The 17,495-nt window shown below is 66.1% G+C and carries 21 protein-coding genes and 1 pseudogene; 5 read left to right on the top strand and 17 right to left on the bottom strand.

Annotated features, from left to right (window positions below):
• A complete protein-coding gene (locus AC5Y5O_RS03240; RefSeq protein ID WP_096290894.1) occupies window positions 1-1,128 on the bottom strand; it encodes a GuaB3 family IMP dehydrogenase-related protein in 1,128 nt (375 codons plus the stop codon).
• 14 nt (window positions 1,129-1,142) lie between these two features.
• Entirely contained in the window at window positions 1,143-2,744 is a 1,602-nt protein-coding gene (gene guaB / locus AC5Y5O_RS03235) for an IMP dehydrogenase (protein WP_096284978.1), read from the bottom strand.
• 150 nt (window positions 2,745-2,894) lie between these two features.
• Here guaB and AC5Y5O_RS03230 point away from each other — a divergent pair, with 150 nt between their 5' ends.
• Window positions 2,895-3,308, top strand: coding sequence for a DUF5319 domain-containing protein (locus AC5Y5O_RS03230; RefSeq protein ID WP_096284976.1), 414 nt, complete (start codon window positions 2,895-2,897; stop codon window positions 3,306-3,308).
• A gap of 32 nt (window positions 3,309-3,340) precedes the next feature.
• Here the strand turns inward: AC5Y5O_RS03230 and AC5Y5O_RS03225 are convergent.
• From AC5Y5O_RS03225 to AC5Y5O_RS03215, 3 genes and pseudogenes are all read right to left on the bottom strand, one after another.
• Window positions 3,341-4,033: pseudogene (locus tag AC5Y5O_RS03225) on the bottom strand (anti-sigma-D factor RsdA); the annotation flags it as partial.
• Window positions 4,026-4,601, bottom strand: a complete 576-nt coding sequence (locus AC5Y5O_RS03220) for a sigma-70 family RNA polymerase sigma factor (protein WP_207768468.1) — start codon at window positions 4,599-4,601, stop codon at window positions 4,026-4,028. The pseudogene AC5Y5O_RS03225 and the gene AC5Y5O_RS03220, both read right to left, overlap by 8 nt.
• Window positions 4,602-4,681: 80 nt before the next feature.
• Window positions 4,682-5,497 (bottom strand): hypothetical protein, encoded by an 816-nt coding sequence (locus AC5Y5O_RS03215; RefSeq protein ID WP_500023687.1) that lies wholly within the window; start codon window positions 5,495-5,497, stop codon window positions 4,682-4,684.
• A 356-nt stretch (window positions 5,498-5,853) separates the two neighbouring features.
• On the opposite strand from AC5Y5O_RS03215, the gene AC5Y5O_RS03210 reads away from it, so the two are divergent.
• Complete coding sequence (locus tag AC5Y5O_RS03210; RefSeq protein WP_036466967.1) at window positions 5,854-6,162, top strand: WhiB family transcriptional regulator; 309 nt, start codon at window positions 5,854-5,856, stop codon at window positions 6,160-6,162.
• Window positions 6,163-6,186: 24 nt separating this feature from the next.
• Here AC5Y5O_RS03210 and AC5Y5O_RS03205 read toward each other — a convergent pair whose 3' ends face one another.
• Window positions 6,187-6,699 (bottom strand): hypothetical protein, encoded by a 513-nt coding sequence (locus AC5Y5O_RS03205; RefSeq protein ID WP_500023685.1) that lies wholly within the window; start codon window positions 6,697-6,699, stop codon window positions 6,187-6,189.
• Between the two features lie 49 nt (window positions 6,700-6,748).
• Here AC5Y5O_RS03205 and AC5Y5O_RS03200 point away from each other — a divergent pair, with 49 nt between their 5' ends.
• Window positions 6,749-7,480 carry a superoxide dismutase family protein gene (locus AC5Y5O_RS03200; protein ID WP_096284968.1) on the top strand — a complete coding sequence of 244 codons (732 nt, stop codon included), beginning with the start codon at window positions 6,749-6,751 and terminating at the stop codon, window positions 7,478-7,480.
• Window positions 7,481-7,491: 11 nt separating this feature from the next.
• Here the strand turns inward: AC5Y5O_RS03200 and AC5Y5O_RS03195 are convergent, their stop codons facing one another.
• Genes AC5Y5O_RS03195 through AC5Y5O_RS03170 form a run of 6 tightly spaced genes read right to left on the bottom strand, consistent with a single transcriptional unit; the run spans window position 7,492 to window position 12,045 of the window.
• Window positions 7,492-7,863, bottom strand: coding sequence for an ester cyclase (locus AC5Y5O_RS03195; protein ID WP_500023763.1), 372 nt, complete (start codon window positions 7,861-7,863; stop codon window positions 7,492-7,494).
• A 45-nt stretch (window positions 7,864-7,908) separates the two neighbouring features.
• Window positions 7,909-8,073, bottom strand: coding sequence for a hypothetical protein (locus AC5Y5O_RS03190; RefSeq protein WP_500023683.1), 165 nt, complete (start codon window positions 8,071-8,073; stop codon window positions 7,909-7,911).
• Between the two features lie 24 nt (window positions 8,074-8,097).
• Window positions 8,098-9,015: an LLM class F420-dependent oxidoreductase gene (locus AC5Y5O_RS03185; protein WP_096284964.1), complete on the bottom strand. Its 918-nt coding sequence runs from the start codon at window positions 9,013-9,015 to the stop codon at window positions 8,098-8,100.
• A gap of 53 nt (window positions 9,016-9,068) precedes the next feature.
• Window positions 9,069-9,824 carry a class I SAM-dependent methyltransferase gene (locus tag AC5Y5O_RS03180; protein WP_165796303.1) on the bottom strand — a complete coding sequence of 252 codons (756 nt, stop codon included), beginning with the start codon at window positions 9,822-9,824 and terminating at the stop codon, window positions 9,069-9,071.
• Entirely contained in the window at window positions 9,821-10,801 is a 981-nt protein-coding gene (locus tag AC5Y5O_RS03175; RefSeq protein ID WP_500023680.1) for a methylenetetrahydrofolate reductase, read from the bottom strand. The genes AC5Y5O_RS03180 and AC5Y5O_RS03175 overlap by 4 nt, the downstream gene beginning before the upstream one ends.
• Window positions 10,802-10,836: 35 nt before the next feature.
• Window positions 10,837-12,045: an FAD-dependent oxidoreductase gene (locus tag AC5Y5O_RS03170; protein ID WP_500023678.1), complete on the bottom strand. Its 1,209-nt coding sequence runs from the start codon at window positions 12,043-12,045 to the stop codon at window positions 10,837-10,839.
• Between the two features lie 78 nt (window positions 12,046-12,123).
• On the opposite strand from AC5Y5O_RS03170, the gene AC5Y5O_RS03165 reads away from it, so the two are divergent.
• Window positions 12,124-12,924, top strand: coding sequence for a TetR family transcriptional regulator (locus AC5Y5O_RS03165; RefSeq protein WP_500023676.1), 801 nt, complete (start codon window positions 12,124-12,126; stop codon window positions 12,922-12,924).
• A gap of 93 nt (window positions 12,925-13,017) precedes the next feature.
• On the opposite strand, the gene AC5Y5O_RS03160 is transcribed toward AC5Y5O_RS03165, so the two are convergent.
• From AC5Y5O_RS03160 to AC5Y5O_RS03145, 4 genes are all read right to left on the bottom strand, one after another.
• Window positions 13,018-13,746, bottom strand: coding sequence for a metal ABC transporter permease (locus AC5Y5O_RS03160; protein WP_500023674.1), 729 nt, complete (start codon window positions 13,744-13,746; stop codon window positions 13,018-13,020).
• A 39-nt stretch (window positions 13,747-13,785) separates the two neighbouring features.
• Window positions 13,786-14,499, bottom strand: a complete 714-nt coding sequence (locus AC5Y5O_RS03155) for a metal ABC transporter ATP-binding protein (RefSeq protein ID WP_500023672.1) — start codon at window positions 14,497-14,499, stop codon at window positions 13,786-13,788.
• A 343-nt stretch (window positions 14,500-14,842) separates the two neighbouring features.
• Entirely contained in the window at window positions 14,843-15,763 is a 921-nt protein-coding gene (locus tag AC5Y5O_RS03150; RefSeq protein WP_500023670.1) for a universal stress protein, read from the bottom strand.
• A 312-nt stretch (window positions 15,764-16,075) separates the two neighbouring features.
• Entirely contained in the window at window positions 16,076-16,225 is a 150-nt protein-coding gene (locus AC5Y5O_RS03145) for a hypothetical protein (RefSeq protein ID WP_500023668.1), read from the bottom strand.
• A gap of 29 nt (window positions 16,226-16,254) precedes the next feature.
• Between AC5Y5O_RS03145 and AC5Y5O_RS03140 the strand changes: the two genes are divergently transcribed.
• Window positions 16,255-16,656 (top strand): styrene oxide isomerase, encoded by a 402-nt coding sequence (locus AC5Y5O_RS03140; protein ID WP_500023667.1) that lies wholly within the window; start codon window positions 16,255-16,257, stop codon window positions 16,654-16,656.
• A gap of 23 nt (window positions 16,657-16,679) precedes the next feature.
• Here the strand turns inward: AC5Y5O_RS03140 and AC5Y5O_RS03135 are convergent, their stop codons facing one another.
• Window positions 16,680-17,279, bottom strand: a complete 600-nt coding sequence (locus tag AC5Y5O_RS03135; protein ID WP_500023665.1) for a hypothetical protein — start codon at window positions 17,277-17,279, stop codon at window positions 16,680-16,682.
• Window positions 17,280-17,495 lie beyond the last annotated feature (216 nt).

The raw sequence follows: 17,495 nt of genomic DNA, 5'->3' as shown, positions 1-17,495 counted from the left end.
CTAAATGCCGACGTTCAGGCCGACCTTCTGGAATTCCTTCAGGTCGCAGTAGCCGGCCTTGGCCATCGACCGGCGCAGCCCACCGACCAGGTTCAGGCTGCCGAACGGGTCGTCGGACGGTCCGTTGAGCACCTGCTCGAGCGGCGGGCGCTCACCGACGGCGATCTGCAGCAGCGCGCCACGCGGCAACGACGGGTGCGCCGCCGCGGCCGGCCAGAACCAGCCATCGCCTTGCGCCTCGTCGCTTTCGGCCAGCGGAGTGCCCAGCATCACCGCGTCGGCGCCGCAGGCGATGGCCTTGGCCAGCTCGCCGGAGGTGTGGATGTCGCCGTCGGCCAGCACGTGCACATAACGACCGCCGGTCTCGTCGAGGTATTCGCGGCGCGCGGCCGCGGCATCGGCGATCGCGGTGGCCATCGGCACGCTGATGCCCAGCACCTCGTCGCTGGTGGTCACGCCCCGGGTGGAGCCGTAGCCGACGATGACGCCGGCGGCGCCGGTGCGCATCAGGTGCAGCGCGGTGCGATGGTCGAGCACACCGCCGACGACCACCGGCACGTCGAGTTCGGAAATGAAGCTCTTCAGGTTGAGCGGCTCTCCATTGGAGGCAACCCGCTCGGCCGAGACGATGGTGCCCTGGATGACCAGCAGGTCGATGCCGGCCTGCAGCAAGACCGGGGTCAGCGACTGGGCGTTCTGCGGGCTGATCCGGACCGCGGTGGTCACGCCGGCCTCACGGATGCGGGCCACCGCGGCGCCCAGCAGGTCCGGGTTCAGCGGCGCCGCGTGCAGCTCCTGCAGCAGCCGGATCGACGCCGACGGTTCGGGCTCCTTTTCGGCGGCCTCGACCAGCTGCGCGATCTTGGCCTGCACGTCGGCGTGCCGGCCGATCAGGCCCTCGCCGTTGAGCACGCCCAGCCCGCCGAGCCGGCCCAGCTCGATCGCGAACTCGGGCGACACCAGCGCATCGGTCGGGTGGGCCACGACGGGGATCTCGAACCGGTAGGCGTCCAGCTGCCAGGCCGTCGACACGTCCTGCGACGAGCGGGTGCGTCGCGACGGGACGATGCTGACTTCGCTGAGTTCGTAGGTGCGACGGGCGACTCTGCCCATGCCGATCTCGACCATGTTCAGTTCGCTGCTCACCGGGCGTAGTAGTTCGGTGCTTCGACGGTCATCGTGACGTCGTGCGGGTGGCTTTCCTTGAGTCCGGCCGAGGTGATCCGGACGAACTGCGCCTGTTGCAGCACCTCGATGGTCGGCGAGCCGGTGTAGCCCATCGCCGCGCGCAGGCCGCCGGTCAGCTGGTGGATCACCGACGACAGCGGGCCGCGGAACGGCACCCGGCCCTCGATGCCCTCGGGGACCAGCTTGTCCTCGGAGAGCGCGTCGTCGGCGAAGTAGCGGTCCTTGGAGTAGGACCGGCCACTGGTCCCAGCCCCGCTGCGGCCCGCCATGGCGCCGAGTGAGCCCATGCCGCGATAGCTCTTGAACTGCTTGCCGTTGACGAAGATCAGCTCGCCGGGCGCCTCGGCGGTGCCGGCCAGCAGCGAGCCCAGCATCGCCGTCGACGCGCCGGCGGCCAGCGCCTTGGCGATGTCGCCGGAGTACTGCAGTCCACCGTCGGCGATGACCGGCACACCGTGCGGTCCGCAGGCCGCGACGGCTTCCAGGATCGCCGTGATTTGAGGTGCCCCGACCCCGGCCACCACCCGGGTGGTGCAGATCGAGCCCGGTCCCACCCCGACCTTGACGGCGTCGGCGCCGGCCTCGACCAGCGCCAGGGCAGCCGAGCGGGTCGCGACGTTGCCGCCGATGATCTCGACCTTCTCGCCGACCTCAGCCTTGAGCTTGCCGACCATCTCCAGCACAGTGCGGTTGTGCGCGTGCGCGGTGTCCACGATCAGCACGTCGGCCCCGGCGTCGACCAGCATCATCGCGCGCACCCAGGCGTCACCGCCGACGCCGACGGCGGCGCCCACCAGCAGCCGGCCGTCGCTGTCCTTGGTGGCCAGCGGGTGCTGTTCGGTCTTGACGAAGTCCTTGACGGTGATCAGCCCGGTCAACCTGCCATGGCCGTCGACGATGGGCAGCTTCTCGATCTTGTTGCGGCGCAACAGGCCCAGCGCCGCGTCCGCGCTGACGCCCTCGCGGGCGGTGATCAGCGGCGCCTTGGTCATCACCTCGGAGACCGGGCGGGTCTGGTCGACCTCGAAGCGCATGTCGCGGTTGGTGATGATGCCGACCAGCGCGCCGGAGTCGTCGACGACGGGCAGGCCAGAGATCCGGAACCGGGCACACAGCGCGTCGACCTGGGCCAGGGTGTTGTCCGGGCGGCAGGTCACCGGATCGGTGACCATGCCGGCTTCCGACCGCTTGACCATTTCGACCTGGCCGGCCTGTTCGGCGACCGGCAGGTTGCGGTGCAGCACGCCCATGCCGCCGGCCCGGGCCATCGCGATGGCCATCCGAGACTCGGTGACGGTGTCCATCGCGGAGCTGACCAGCGGCACCCGCAACCGGATCTTTTTCGTTAGCTGGCTGGAAGTGTCGGCGGTGGACGGAACCACGTCGGAGGCAGCGGGCAGCAGCAACACGTCGTCATAGGTCAGGCCCAGCATCGCCACCTTGTTGGGGTTGTCTCCCCCGGTCGGCACCCCTTCGTCGGCCAGCCCGCCGACCCGCAGGTAGGGGCTTGCGACCAGGTCGGAGCTGTCTTCGAGGTGGGACGTGCCACGGGACATCGGTGAAACCCTCCATACGCGCGAGGAGCGAGAATCCCATCCTATCGGTCCCGAACGCCGGGGAGTCGCACCTGTTGGCGCGCCGCCCGGCCCAATCGACGCGCACCTGCCTGCTGGCGTTACCACGGCCTGGCTGCGTAGGCTAGGGGCGTGCGTGACCACCTCCCCCCGGGTTTGCCACCCGACCCTTTCGCGGACGACCCATGTGACCCGTCGGCGGCGCTGGACGCCGTCGAACCCGGACAACCGCTGGATCAGCAAGAGCGGATGGCGGTAGAGGCGGACCTGGCCGATCTGGCCGTGTACGAAGCCCTGTTGGCGCACAGGGGAATTCGTGGACTCGTGGTGTGTTGCGACGAGTGTCAGCAAGACCATTACCACGACTGGGACATGCTGCGCGCCAACCTGCTGCAGCTGCTGATCGACGGGACCGTCCGCCCGCACGAGCCTGCTTACGACCCCGAGCCGGACGCCTACGTCACGTGGGATTACTGCCGGGGGTACGCCGACGCCTCACTCAACGAGGCGACGTCAGACGCCGACGGATTTCACCGCCGCCACTAAGGGATTGGGCCACCCGATCGGGGCTATTTCCGGGGCGCCGACGGGGTTGCGCTCGGGTTGATTGCCTTCGGGGACAGCGGAGCGGGCAGCACCACGGAGTTCGGGGCCGGCGCGGCCGGCGGCAGCGTCGCGTTCGGATCGCGGGAATCGACTTTCGCGTTCAGCAGATCGATCTCGTCCAACAATTCCTTGCGGCCGGCACTGTCGTTCATCGACGCAACGGTGCTGCTGACTTCGGCCAGCTGATTCTCGGCCTGGGTCCACTGCCCCTTGTCGATCAGTTGCTGCACCTTCGCCAGATCGGCCTTGGCGGACAACATGATCTGGTTCTGGTTGCTCCGCGGCTCGTCGAAGAACATCGAGTGCAGGCCGTAGAGCGTTCCACCGGGCCGCGCCTCGACCACCATGGCGCCGAAACCGCTGAGGGCGATCAACGTCGCCGCCACCGAACCGATCGTCGCCAGGCCGCGCCGGCTACGTCGCTGCTCGATCATTCCGGCGCGCAGCGCTCCGACGGCCTCCTCCGGCGACACCAGGGCGCTGGCCGGGGGCCACCGCAGGTCGTCGCGCCAATCCCCCAGCAGTGCGGTGAGCGCGTCCTCGTTGGGATCGTCGACATCGATCGGCGCACGTTCAGCGAGAGCGTCGAGGAGCAGATCGCTCCGGGTCAACTCGTCGAGCCCCGGTCGGTCCGTAAAACCAGATTCAGGCCTAAATTCAGGCATAATCCCCCGCCGCAACCATCTCGGATTTGAGCCGCGACAAAGCTCGGTGTTGAGCTACCCGGACGGCTCCTGGTGTTGCGCCCACGGCGGCAGCGGTCTCTTCGGCAGACAGACCGACGACGACGCGAAGAATCAGAATTTCGCGCTGCTTGGCGGGCAGGATCTCGAGTAATTCGTTCATGCGGCTGACCGAATCGGCTTCCAGGGCCCGCTGCTCGGGGCCTGCCTCCGACGACCAGCGCTCGGGTACGGATTCGGAAGGGTAGGCGAGATCGCGGCCGGCGGCGCGATGGGCGTCGGCCACCTTGTGCGCCGCGATGCCGTACAGAAAGGCCAGAAAGGGACGTCCTCGATCGCGGTAGCGCGGCAGGGCTGTCAGAGTCGCCAAGCACACCTCCTGAGCCACATCGTCGGCTGTCAGGCCACCCCGCTCGACGGTGCCGACTCGCGCCCGGCAATATCGCACCACAATCGGACGGATGGTCTCCAGCACCTCCCGTAGGGCGTTTCCATCTCCCGCTACGGCTTCGGCAACCACAGCGTCGAGACGTTCCGCTTGAATTGTCATCGACGGCGGTATCTCCAACGTTACAAACGAGGCACATCGCGGGCTAACTCTCGCAATGACAATAACGGCCGGAAGCGGATTCAGGCGGAAGGCCACGTTCCACCGGCGCGCCGCACCTGGCCTGCGCAGATATCCCGAATTTCGGCCAATTTCGGCCCGGAAATCGTGACGCTTTGGATATCGAACAGCAAGCAAGCCGAGGCCCAACGGAGCGGTATCAGGCCCAGACGGCCGGTGGCGTCCAGCGCCGCGTCGGCCACGGCACGGGCGCGGTCCATCTCGCCGGCACTACACAGCGCGGCAGCGAGCACCACGTCGCTTTTGACCCGGTGCCGGTCCGAGGGTTGCTTCATGGCGTGCGCGAGGTCGACGGCACGCTCGGCATGACCGACCGCGACGGCGCCGTCGCCCCGGGCCATCGCCAGCTCGGCGGCCACCCAGCGCCGGCGCACCGGCAGCCGGTCCGGCACGCCCGCCGCCACGGCCGCGTCCGCGCGCTCCAGTAGTGTGGCCGCGGCGGCGAAACGGCCGACGCCCAACGCATCGGCGGCCAATCCGATCAACGCGTCGGCGCGGGCTTCGGCATCGGTGCCGGCCAGCGCCAGCGCACGACCGTCCCAGCCCCGGGCCCGTGCGTGCCAACCAAGTTGACGCAGAAACGATCCCTGGGTGCTGTGAGCCAACGAGGCCAGCGGGCCGGCCGGCGCCTCGCGGCGCAGTACCGCCAGATCCCGGTAGGCGCTGCCGTAACGGCCCTGCCCGCCGGCCGCCACGGCCCGCAGCCAGAGTTCGCTCGGGGTCCGCGCCGTCGGCAGCGGCCAGCGGGCCGGCTGGTCGCCGAAGGCGGCCGCGGACAGCGTCCGCGCAATCGTCGACGTGTGACCAGTTTCAATCACGGTGATAGTAGTAAACAGTTCGTGCTGCTGGTGTTACTGAAATGTTAATCACGATCATCTCTGTAATAAATGGCGTCTGACCGCCCTCGGGCTCTGAGCTGGGAAATCTCGGTTTGGTCAAGTCCCTGGTAGCACCGTTCTCCTACGCCAAATGCGTGGCGGATGAACGCGGAGTTAATTCTGCTCCAACCTCTATATACTTTGTCACACTAAGCGCCTATTGACGTAAATTCACCGCCCCACCTAAGTTCTAGCAATGACGGGTAGTCATCGGTGACGCCACCCTTAAATCAGTTGCACACTCACTTTGCGAACCAAACCTCACTTGGGCGTGCCGTGCAGAGAGGGAACTAGCCATGCCACAGCCGGAGCAGCTACCTGGTCCCAACGCAGACATTTGGAGCTGGCAGCTGCAAGGACTGTGCCGCGGCGTCGACTCCTCGATGTTCTTTCACCCCGACGGCGAGCGTGGCCGCGCCCGCATGCAGCGTGAGCAGCGCGCCAAGGAAATGTGCCGGCAGTGCCCGGTGATCCAGCAGTGCCGCTCGCACGCACTCGACGTCGGTGAGCCGTACGGGGTCTGGGGCGGCCTGTCCGAATCCGAGCGCGACATGCTGCTCAAGGGCGACATCGGCCGCAACCGCGGCATCCGCCGCTCGGCCTGAACAAAGGGTCGCGCGCGGCTGCCCTCACAAGTCGCCCACGCCACGTTCTTGCGCTGACGGCTGCATCGAACCCACCGCGATGTACGCGAGCCATACGACGAGCACGGCGAATTTGATCAGTGCCGCGGTGCGTGCGCGCCGCGCGTTGTCCGCGACGCGGTTGCCGCGCAGCACGTTGAGCAGCGATACGCCCTCGACCGCGTCTCCGGCGACCGCGACACCCACGAGAGCCGGCAGGCCGGCCGGGTGGCCACACCGTCGGCGGGTGCGTTCCACCAGCAGGGCCAACAGGTTGCCGTAGCTGGCCATGTAGCCGAAATCCAGCCAGGTGGATATCGCTGCGGCACGCCGACCGTCGCCGCCCCAAGCGGCCATGATGGCCTCGGCCCGAGAAGCACTGCCGGCCAACTCAAATCGGATGATCCCCGGGCCGCCGGTCGCGCGCATGCGCCGTTCCAGCACCAGCATCACCGCGGTATAGGCGACGAAGGCGAGCGCCGATGCCCCGATCCGGTCGTTAAATGTGCGCCTGCTCATCAACGTTCACCTTCGTTTCGGCATCGGCCGAGGCGGGTAGATCCGGCCTATGAATAAGCGCGTATCCTTCGCTGTCGCGGCGCTGACCGCAACCATTGCTCCGCTGGCCGCATGCGCGAATCAGCAGGGCAACCAGGCCGCCACGTCGTCGTCCAGCGCGCCGCCTGGCGCGGAAAGGTTGACCACGCAGCTGAAGAGCGCCGACGGAACCCAGGTCGCAACCGCAACCATCGATTTCGCGAACGGCTACGCAACGGTGACCGTCGATGCCGGCCCTAACCAGGTGCTGACGCCGGGTTTCCACGCGCTGATGGTCCACGCGGCCGGCAAATGTGATGCGCCGGACTTCGAATCTGCGGGGAACGTCTACCAGGCGTCGGATCACACGGGTTTTCCCGCCAGTGGTGACCTGACCGCACTGCAGGTGCGCTCTGACGGCTCGGCGAAGCTCGTGACGACCACCAATTTGCTGACGGCCGCGGACCTGCGCAACAGCTCGGGTACGTCGCTGATCGTCCACCAGAGCGCGGACAACCTGAGCAGTGCTCCCACCGGTGAGGCGAACAAGCGCGTGGCCTGCGGTGTGATTGCCGCGGCGTCGGCGTCGTCCACCTCGCCCAGCACGACGACCAGCAGCGTGACGACGGTGACCACCACGGCCGTGCTGCCCCCGCCGTCGGTCAGCACGAGCACCGTCACGGTCACTCCGAGTCTGACCACCACCTACCTGCCGACCACGACACCGACCACGCCACCCGGCCTGCCGCCCGGCGCGCACTGAGGTCGGCGTAATTAACCCTGGCCGATCTGCGGCATGATCGCGCCCATCTCGGCTAGGTCCCACACCTGCGCGAACTTGCCGTCTTCGACGCGATAAAGAGTGAACTGCGACAGGCTCACTCGGCGGCCGGTGGGCTGCACGCCCTCGAAGACGCCGCGATGGGTGCCGGTGACGGTGAAGTGGGTCGAGATGTAGTCGTCGTCGACGACGAGATGCCGCAGGTCCCAATGCCAATCGGGAAACGCGGAGATTATCGGCGCGAATTGCGCCGCAACGGCGGCGGGATCCATCGGGGCGTCGTTGACCTGGATGGTCGGGGTGTAGAACGACGCCATGCCATCGAAATCGTGCTCGTTACAGCACTTCAGGTATGCGAGGTACAGGGATCAGTATTCTGCGAGCCGACTCACGTTGCCGCCCTTCACTTCTCAACGAGCCAGCAACACGGCACGCTGCCGCTGTCCACCGTGGATGTCGACGTCAACCTCCGCGAATCCCGCCAATCTCAACGCATCGACAACCGGAGCCGGGTCGGCGACCCCGCTGAACGGCAACGACGCCGCGACGTCATCGCAGTAGTGATGTTCTGCCACTTGAGTATTCAGCGAGCACCATGATTACGCATCGACAAGTGGTCGCAGCGCCTCGCCCACCTTGGTGATGACGCCGGGCGTGTAACCGTGGGTCGGAAGGTTGACGATCACGCCGTCGACGCCCACGTCGAGCACCCGGCGTTTGATTTGATCGGCTACCTGGTCTGCGGTGCCGATGACCGCCCGACCGCCGAGCGCCTCGCCGATGTCGGCGGGCGCATCGTCGAGTACGACCGTCAACAGGGTGCTGGTCTCCAGCGTCGCCGGGTCGCGATCGATCTCGGCGCAGCGCTGCCGGAGTACCTCCAGCTTGCCGGGCAGCGCGTCGATGTCGGCGATCAGGTTGAGGTGGTCGGCGTAGCGGGCTGCCAACCGGAACGTCTTCTTCTCGCCGCTGCCGCCGAGCATGACCGGGATGTGGTCGCGGTAACGGGGCTCGTTGATCGCGCTCTCGGTGTGGTACCACTTTCCGTCGAATGTGGGTCGCTCACCGTGCAGCATCGGCACGATGATCTGCAGCGCTTCGTCGAGCTTTTCGAAGCGCTCGGTGAACGTGCCGAAGTCGAATCCCAGCTGCTGGTGTTCCAGTTCGAACCAGCCCGCCCCGATGCCCAGAATCGCGCGCCCGGCACTGACGACGTCCAGTGTCGTGATCGCCTTGGCCAGCAGGGTCGGGTTGCGATAGGTGTTGCCGGTCACCAGCGTCGAGAGCTGCACGCGCTCGGTCGCCGTGGCCAGCGCTCCCAGTGCGGTGTAGGCCTCGAGCATCGGGGCGTCGGGCTCCCCCAACCCCGGCAGCTGATAGAAGTGGTCCATCAGCAGCACGGTGTCGAATCCGGCGGCCTCGGCCTCGGCGGCCTGCGCCTTGACCGCGGGAAACAACTCGGCGACGGACGTGCCATAGGAAAAGTTCGGGATCTGCAATCCAAGTCTGATAGTCACGCCCTACTACAACCGTGCCCGCACGGCGTCGCATTCCGGGTTGGGCAGAATTCTTAGGCGCGGCGCAACACCAGCAGCTCGCCGGTGAGCTTCCCGTCGGCCAGCAGGTCACCGATGGCCGAACTCTGGCGTTCGGCCAGCCGCCAGACCTCGGTGTGCCCGTGCCGCTCGCCGAGCGCCTTCTCGACGGCGTCGACACGCTGATTCCACTCCTCGGGTATGGCGGGCAGACCTGACGTTGCGGTCCACTGCTCAACCCGCAAACCGGACCTTCCTATCAAGCCGAGCAGGCTGTCGGATGTCGGAAAGTGGTTGCCCTCAAGCTGATTGGCGGCCCCCTCGTCACGCGCCACGAAGACGAGCAATCCAATACTTCCGCCCGGACGCACGATCCGCCGCAGTTGCTCGAGCATCCTGAGTTGATCCGGCGTCGTGCACAACACCCCCAAAGACCAAGCGGCGTCGAATGTTTCGTTCGGCCACGGCAACGCGGCCCCATCAGCGCACACCACCGGATGGTCAAACAGCATTGCGGCGGCACGACACGCACCGAGTTCTGGCTCCACGAGCACCGGCCGTACCGACCGCGATTGCGCCGCGTACGCGGCGGGCCCCCCGACGCCCGCGCCGGAGTCCAACAGCCGCGCGCCGGGCTGCAATTCCATCTGCTCGATCAGCCAGTCCAAAGCGGCCGGGCTGCCGCTGCCCCGGCACCCCGCGGGCACGTGGTACTGCGAGCCGAGGTCCACCGCCACTTGCGCCGTCCATTCCGCCACCGTGCCGAATTCGGCCTCCATCGCCTCGGTCATGACGCCTCCGCTCGGATCAGTCGGCCCACCTCGGCTTTGATTTCCGCGCCCAACCGGCCACCGGACGCCGAAGCCAAACCGGAGACGTTGACGCCCGCCACACCGTCGATCGAGAGCAGCGCGCGCGCCTCGTCGACGGCGGCCGCGATCCCGGCGGCCACCGGGTCGGCCGCGCCCAGCACCCGCTCGGTGACGCTTTCGTCGAGTTCAAGTCCGGGCAGCCCCTGCAGCACCGCCGCGGAAACGCTGTCGGTGAACACCGCGACGGCCGCGATCACCGGGATCGACAACCCCGCCGATACGGCCGCCGCCATGAAGTCGGCGATCATCTTAGGGAACGGGACGTGATTGAGCACCGCCAGACTCGCTCCCGCGCGCTGCTTCTCCACCAACCGATCGGGCCGGGCGGAAACGGGCGGCGCGGTGGGCGTTTCGGGCACCGCTGCAATCGTGCCCACCGATGCGGCCAGCGAGACCAACCGCGGCCCGTCGAGGTCGAAGGTCTGCGTGACGTCCGGGCGCACGTCGTAGCCCCGTCCGTCTCCGGTCACGCACAGCACGGTTTCGACGCCGATGCTGTGCAGCCCCCTGAGTTCCTGCTCGAGCACCACCCGGTTGCGGTCCCGGCACGACAGCGTGATCCACGGCGTGACGCCGGCATCGACCAGTAGCGAGCCCATCAGCGTGGGAGGGAAATCGGGCTTGTTCTGGTGCTCGCCTACCAGGACGGCGTCACATCCGGGCGCCAGGACAGCGGCCGTCGCCGCAATGTCGTTGCGGTCGAACGGCGTAGCGCTGAAGTCGGTGAGCACCAACGGCGCGCGAACCGGCCGCGTTGCCGGCACGATCCCCGACCAGGGCACGACTTCAGCGAATATGCACGCGCCAGAACGCATTTCGCACTGACCGTCCGGCCGCACGCCCCCGCACGGCCCGAACTCCATGCGTTTCGGACAGGCTGATTCCGTCAATGTCACCGCAGCCGTATACCCGCTGCGGACGCAGGCAAGCGTCAAGTTGTGTGCACGTCGGGAGTGCGGACATGCTCGGGGCGGAGACCGCGGCCGACAAGAATCGGCGGAAGCGCTTGCAGCGGGCCCCATCCGATGATCTTCGGGATCTGGATCGGCGACAGGTCGCCACTCAAATTGGGGGCTACCGCCCGGTCCTGGGCGAACACCTGGGCCGCCTGGACGATCCGGGTGGGCAGCTCGCGGCGCCGCTGCACCTTGGCCAGGTCGGCGTCGGTCAGCCGGCCTTCGCGCAGCGGAGCACACAGGATGTTGGCCGCGGCCACCGCGTCGGCTACCGCAAGGTTGATGCCGACCCCACCGGCCGGCGACATCGCATGCGCGGCATCACCGATGCACAGCAGCCCGGTGCGCCACCAGGTGTCGAGCCGGTCTACCCGCACGTCGAGCTCGCTGGTGTCGTCCCACGAGGTCAGATCGTTGACATGCTCGCGTAGCCGCGGTTGCGCGGTGACGATCTTTTCCTTGAACTCCTCCAGCGATCCACCGCGCGGGCTGGCTCCCTTCGGCATCAGATAGGCGACCTGCCAGTAGTCGCCCCGGTAGATCATGGCCATCATCAGGCCCTTGCGAACTACCCCGAACAGTTCCCGCGGATCGCCGGGACGCCACTTCAGCCGGAACCACAGCACGTCCATCGGAGAGTGCGCCTGCGCGGTCTGCAGGCCCGCGGCGGCGCGCACCGCGGACTTGCGCCCGTCGGCGGCTACCACCAACTGCGCGCGCACTTCCAGCTCCGGCGTGCGCACACCGACCACGCGATTGCCGTCGAAGACCAGATCGGTGACCTCCGCATTGCGGACCAAGGTGAATTCCGGATAGGCAGAAGCCTTTTCAGCGAGAAAGTCGAGAAAGTCCCACTGCGGGATCATGGCGATATAAGGCTGTTTGAAGCCGAGCCGTTTGAGTACCTTGAAGTTGCCCAACGTGCGAATCGAGCCACCGGTGTCGAAGGCGAGACGGTCGATCTTGGTGTGGGGCAGCTTCAAGAACTCGTCGATGAACCCCAGCTCGTCCATGATCCGCAGGGTGCTCGGGTGCACGGTGTCGCCACGGAAGTCCCGCAGAAAATCGTTGTGCTTTTCCAAAACCACCACCGGGATGCCGGCACGGGCGAGCAGCAGAGCGTGCACCATGCCGGCGGGCCCGCCCCCGGCGACACATACCTGGGTCTGCAGAACTTTCGTCATCGCTCGACACTCCTTTGGAGTTTGGAATACAATTGCAGACTACATAAAGTAATGTATCACGAAGGCGGAGGAGGTGGTATGGCCCGACCGGTGTCGACACCACAAGTGGTGGAGGCCGCCCTACGCGCCGCGGAAAAGCTGGGCAAGGACGTCGCCGACGTTCCGGTCGCGATGATCGCCGCGGAGGCCGGCATCTCGCGCAGCACCCTGCTGCGGCGCTTCGAGGGATCACGCACCGCTCTGAACGACGCGGTCCGCGCCGCCGGGGTCGACCCCGGCGGCTTGCCTCCCGTTCGCACCCGGGCGGTGGCTGCCGCCGCAGCGCTGATCAGCGAATCCGGCCTTGCCGCAGCAACATTGGAAGCCGTCGCCGCCCGCGCCGATTGCTCGGTTTACAGCCTGCATGCGGTATTCGGCGGACGCGACGAGTTGATGCGAGCGGTCTTCGAACTGCACAGCCCGATCCTGGACATCGAGGAATACCTGGCGCGTCCCGGCGATGACTTACTCGAAATGGTGCGCGGCTTCTACCGAACGGTGTCGAATGCGCTGAGCCGCGAACCCCGGGTTGCCCCGGCGATTTTCGCTGAAGCCTTCGCGCGGCCCACCAGTCCGGCCGTGCAATCCCTTGCGGCCTACGGTCCACCGCGCCTGCTCGCCGTTCTCGGCGGCTGGTTCGCAGCCGAGATCCGTGCCGGGCATATCCGCGACCTGCCCGTGCCGCTGCTGGCCCAACAACTGTTGGGCCCCATCCTGATTCACATGCTCACCCGGCCGGTGTTGCCGAATGTACCCGGGTGGTCGATGCCGGACGTCGACACGGTGTGCGACGTATTCGCCGAGAACTTCGTGCGCGCGGTGGCGGTGCCAAGGCGCTGACACTTGACGCGACTTGGAGGACCGCAAGAGCTCATCGACACCGAACGAATGCCCGCATGAACAGGCAAACATGACAACGCTGAGACACGCTTGTCATCTGGCGAAGGGCAACGTGAGCACGAACACCGCGGCGCTCACGAGAACGATTAATGGCCCGGCGGGCAATCCTGTAAACCGGAACAACACAATGCCGAGCACCGCTGACAAGACGCCTGTGGCGCTCGCGCCGAGGGTGTACTGCCTGAGGTTCTTACCGACGTTTCGCGCGGCCGCTGGCGGGATCGCGACGAGCGCGGCGGTCAAGAGCCCGCCAACCATCTTTACTCCGAGCGCCACGACGACCGCGATCAAGAAAAGGTAGAGCAAGTTGTATCGCCTCACGTCGATTCCCTCGGCGGCGGCGAGTTCCTCCGAGATATTCCCCAGGACCAGCTTCGGATAGGCGCGATTGACCGCGACGATCACGGCGATCGACGCGACGACCGCTAGCGCAGTGTCTGCCCAGCCGGCCTTCGAGATGTCTCCCACCAAAGCAGCCTCGGCTTGATCGACAGGCAGAAATAAGAATGCGATTGCCACGCCGGACGCGAACACGACGGCCGTCAGTGCTTCCATCGACAGCTGCGTCCTCATCCCCAGCAGCCAGATCAGGACCACCCCGAGTATGACGAAGGGGAACGCCCCGAGAGAGACGTCGAAACCCCAGACCAGCGCGAGGGCTATCCCCGGCAAGGTCAGGTGACCGAGCGGCCCGGCAACAAGCGCCATCCTGCGACTCAGCATCAGGGAGCCGAGGTAGCCGGCGGAACCACCGATGAACATTCCCGAAATCACACTGAGCGACGTTGAAGGCATGGGCCGCTACTCGTGCTTGTGCTCATAGAACTTGACCTCGGCACCGTAGAGGCGCTGCAGGTTCTCGGGCGTGAGGGTCGAGGTGGGGGACCCCTGGCAAATCGGCTGTTTGTTCAGACACAGCACGTTGGACGAGAGGCGGTGAACTACCGCCAAGTCGTGGGTGACGATGAGCATGGTGAGGTTGCGCTCCTCATGCAGCCTTGCAAGAAGCGCGTAGACGGTCTCCTCACCACTCATGTCGACGCCCGTCGTGGGCTCGTCGAATAAGAGGACTTGCGGATCCCCGGCGAGAGCCCATGCGATAAGGACCCGTTGGAACTGCCCAGAGGACAGATCACCAATCCGTTTGTTGGCAAGCTCGCCGGAGAGTCCGACGGTGTGCAACATTTGGTCGACATCCGGTTCAGCGTCTTTCTTTAGCGCGAAGAAGTCCGCGACCGAGAGAGGGATGCTCTTGATGTAGGGCAGCCGCTGCGGCACGTAGCCGATGCGGGTACCTCTCTTCCACCTAATCGAGCCCCCGTAGGGGATTACACCGAGAAGCGCGCGCAGCAGAACGGTCTTGCCCGCACCGTTGGGGCCCAAGATCGTCAGAATTTCGCCTCGCCGCACGACGAACGACAGGTTTGCCAGCACCGTCTCACCCGCGAGCGTCACCTTCAGGTCCGAGACCTTGAGGACTGGTTCGTCATCATCCATATAAAGCTGCACCGTCACCGTTCTCGGGGGATGCGGCACTGATGAGGCGGTGCAGCACCTGGGATGGTCGTCCGATCAGTTGCCCCTGGTGTCCGGCTTGCGCAGGTCGTCGAGTTCACGGCGGATACTCGCGACTTCGGCTTCGAGCTCAGCAAGGTAATCAGCTAGCTCTTCTGCATCGGCACGCCGCCGCCGGCGCCGAGGCGGTCCGCCCGACGGATAAAACATTGTCGATGGCAGCTCATGTGCCCCCGGAGGCGGATAGGCGTAGAGGTACCCGTGATGATGCCATGGACCGTGCCCGCACCAACAACTCATTACCGTCTCCTCTCACTCTCGCTTGTGTCGAACAGCTTCGGCCTCAACGCGCCTGGCGCACGCGGGCGATGATTACCGGGATTTGAGCGAGGTTCACGACCGCGGTGCTGACCGAACCCAACAGCATGCCGGGAAAACCGCCGCGGCCGTGGCTGCCCACCACCACGAGCTGAGCTCGCTGCGCCTGTTCGAGCAGTCTCGGGGCGGGCTGGTCGCACACGACGATCTTGTGGACGCCAACATCGGGGTAGCGCGCTTGCCATCCGGATAGCCGCTCGGCGAGGACTTCTTCCTCCTCATCCTTGATGTTGCGCCACTCGATAGGCGCCCAACCGATACTCGGGAAACCGAGGGGACCCATGTCGCTCCAAGCGTGAAGCGCCACCAATTCCACACCGCGACGCGAAGCTTCATCGAAGGCGATCTCGGTCGCGAGCTCCGAAGTCGGGGAACCGTCGATGCCCACTACAACCGGCGCCTGCGGCGAGCGCGCCGTCACGGAGCCTTCCTCGTGCATGACGGCGACCGGGCAATATGCGTGGTGCGCCACCCCGCTGCTGACCGAACCGAGGAAGGCGCGAGCTACGGCCCCCTGGCCTCGGCAGCCCACCACCAAAAGTTCGGCGTCCATTGACAGGCCGACCAGGGCGGGCACGATCGGCGCTTTTAGCGTTTCGCTCGTCACGTTCGATGTCCAGCCCGGTGAGACGGCGTCCTTAGCAACTTTGAGCGCCTGCTCGATGATTTGGCGGGCTTGGTCGTCCTGCAGCTGCTCATAATCGGCAACCGCTGCGACGGCTGGCCCGTCATCGGTAGGCGGCACGATCGGGGCGATGGCGTGTACCAACTTCAGCGGCACGTTCCGCATCTCAGCGTCCTGCGCGGCCCATTCGACCGCCGTCGTCGACGCCGACGACCCGTCGACGCCGACCACGATTCCGGAGTGCCTGTGCTCGAACGTCATCCGATGCTCCCTGTTGGCTGTTGCCGCGTTCACACTGACGTTAGGCAACAGCACAAACCGGAGCATGAGGCCATTGGTCCCTAGCGTCTAGCCTTTAGTCCCTAGGCACGGTTGTGGACCGCATCTTCACCTGACGGTCTGAAGTCAGTCCACGGCGACTAGGGCCAAGGGCCGTCGCAGTGGCTCCAGTCTCAAGAAACGGCGCGAGCTGCCTGGCAAACGAAAACGCCCCGGCCGAATGGCCGCGGGCGCTCCGCACAAACTCACTCAGTGATGGTGATGACCGTGACAACTGCTGGGCCCCATCATGATTCACATGCTCGCCCGGCCGGTGCTGCCGAATGTCACCGGGTCGTCGATGCCCGACGTCGACACGGTGTGAGACGTATTCGCCGAGAACTTCGTGCGCGCCGTCGCGCCCGGCTGACGATCGCGGCCCCACTTTCGATCATTTTCAGACACAAGCAGTCGGAACGCCCATACTGTTCGGCATGCAGACGGGGTTGTTCACGCTGGGGTTGGTCTTGTTTCTGCTCGGTCTGCTCACTGGATTTGCCGTCCCGGCTCTGAAGAACCCGCGCATGGGGCTGTCGAGTCACCTCGAGGCCGTCCTCAACGGCATGTTCCTCGTTCTGCTGGGCCTACTCTGGCCACACATCCACTTGCCCAAGGCGTGGGCAGTTACGGCAGTCGTACTGATCGTCTATGCCGCCTACGCGAACTGGATCGCGTCGCTGCTTGCTGCGGCGTGGGGCGCCGGCCGCAAACTCGCGCCGATCGCCACGGGCGACCACGAAGCCGCGGCGGCGAAGGAGGCGATCGTCAGCTTTCTGTTGGTGTCGCTGTCGGTCGCGATTGTGGTCGGCGTGGGCATCGTCATCGCCGGGCTGTGACGACGCACCGGCCGCCCAATTAGTCACCTGTCGGCGAACTCGGCGAGCTTGGCGTCGACCTCCGCATGATCTGGTTCCGCGTAGGTCTTTGGATCGCGTTTGTTGACCCATACCAGGAACGGACAGCTGGCTGCGGGACCGTCGACCGTTCCGAGTTGTTCGATCTGCTTGCCGGTCTTCGCCTCGCGGAGTTCGAGGTTGTACTGCACCGCGTAGTAGTCGACGGTCACATGTTCGCCCGTGTCCGTCTTGAGGTTGCAGGTGAGTGACTTCACCTCGGTTCCGGGCTTGCGGGTAAGGCAGGCAACAACATTCGTCGACAGGAAGTCGTTGGGATTGGCCCGGTAATCGGCATGGGGGTCGATCATCACTTCGCTCCAGTGGGTGTTTGTCATTTCCCGCATCGGGTTCGGCTCGTCGTCTGGAGCGAATGCGACGATCTTGTACGGCTTCCCGTAGGCTGCGGCATTGCGGATCGACCCGCCATCGCACACCGCATTGAAGTCCGTAATGGAGGCGGCCTTCCGGCTTTCACCGCGCCCGTCGCGAGCAATGTCGCGGACCACGAAAAATCCGATGATCGCCGCCGGTACCAGCAAGACGATCGCGGCGATCGAAAGCACAACGACGAGTGCGCGATTGGTCTTACGCGGCGCGGGCGCCGGCGGGTAGGGCGGGACTGGATAAGGCGGGGGATACGGCGGTGGCCATTGCTGCGGGCTGTGCGGCGGTTGCGGCGGTGGCCACTGCTGCGGATAGTTCACCCTCGTGCCCCCCACGTCATCGGTGCGGCCAGCCTAGCAACCGGCGCCGTCGCAGTAAGCCGCCGAAGACGAAAC

Source organism: Mycobacterium sp. NGS40 (genome assembly GCF_059812735.1).
This window is presented reverse-complemented; position numbering and strand designations above follow the sequence as displayed.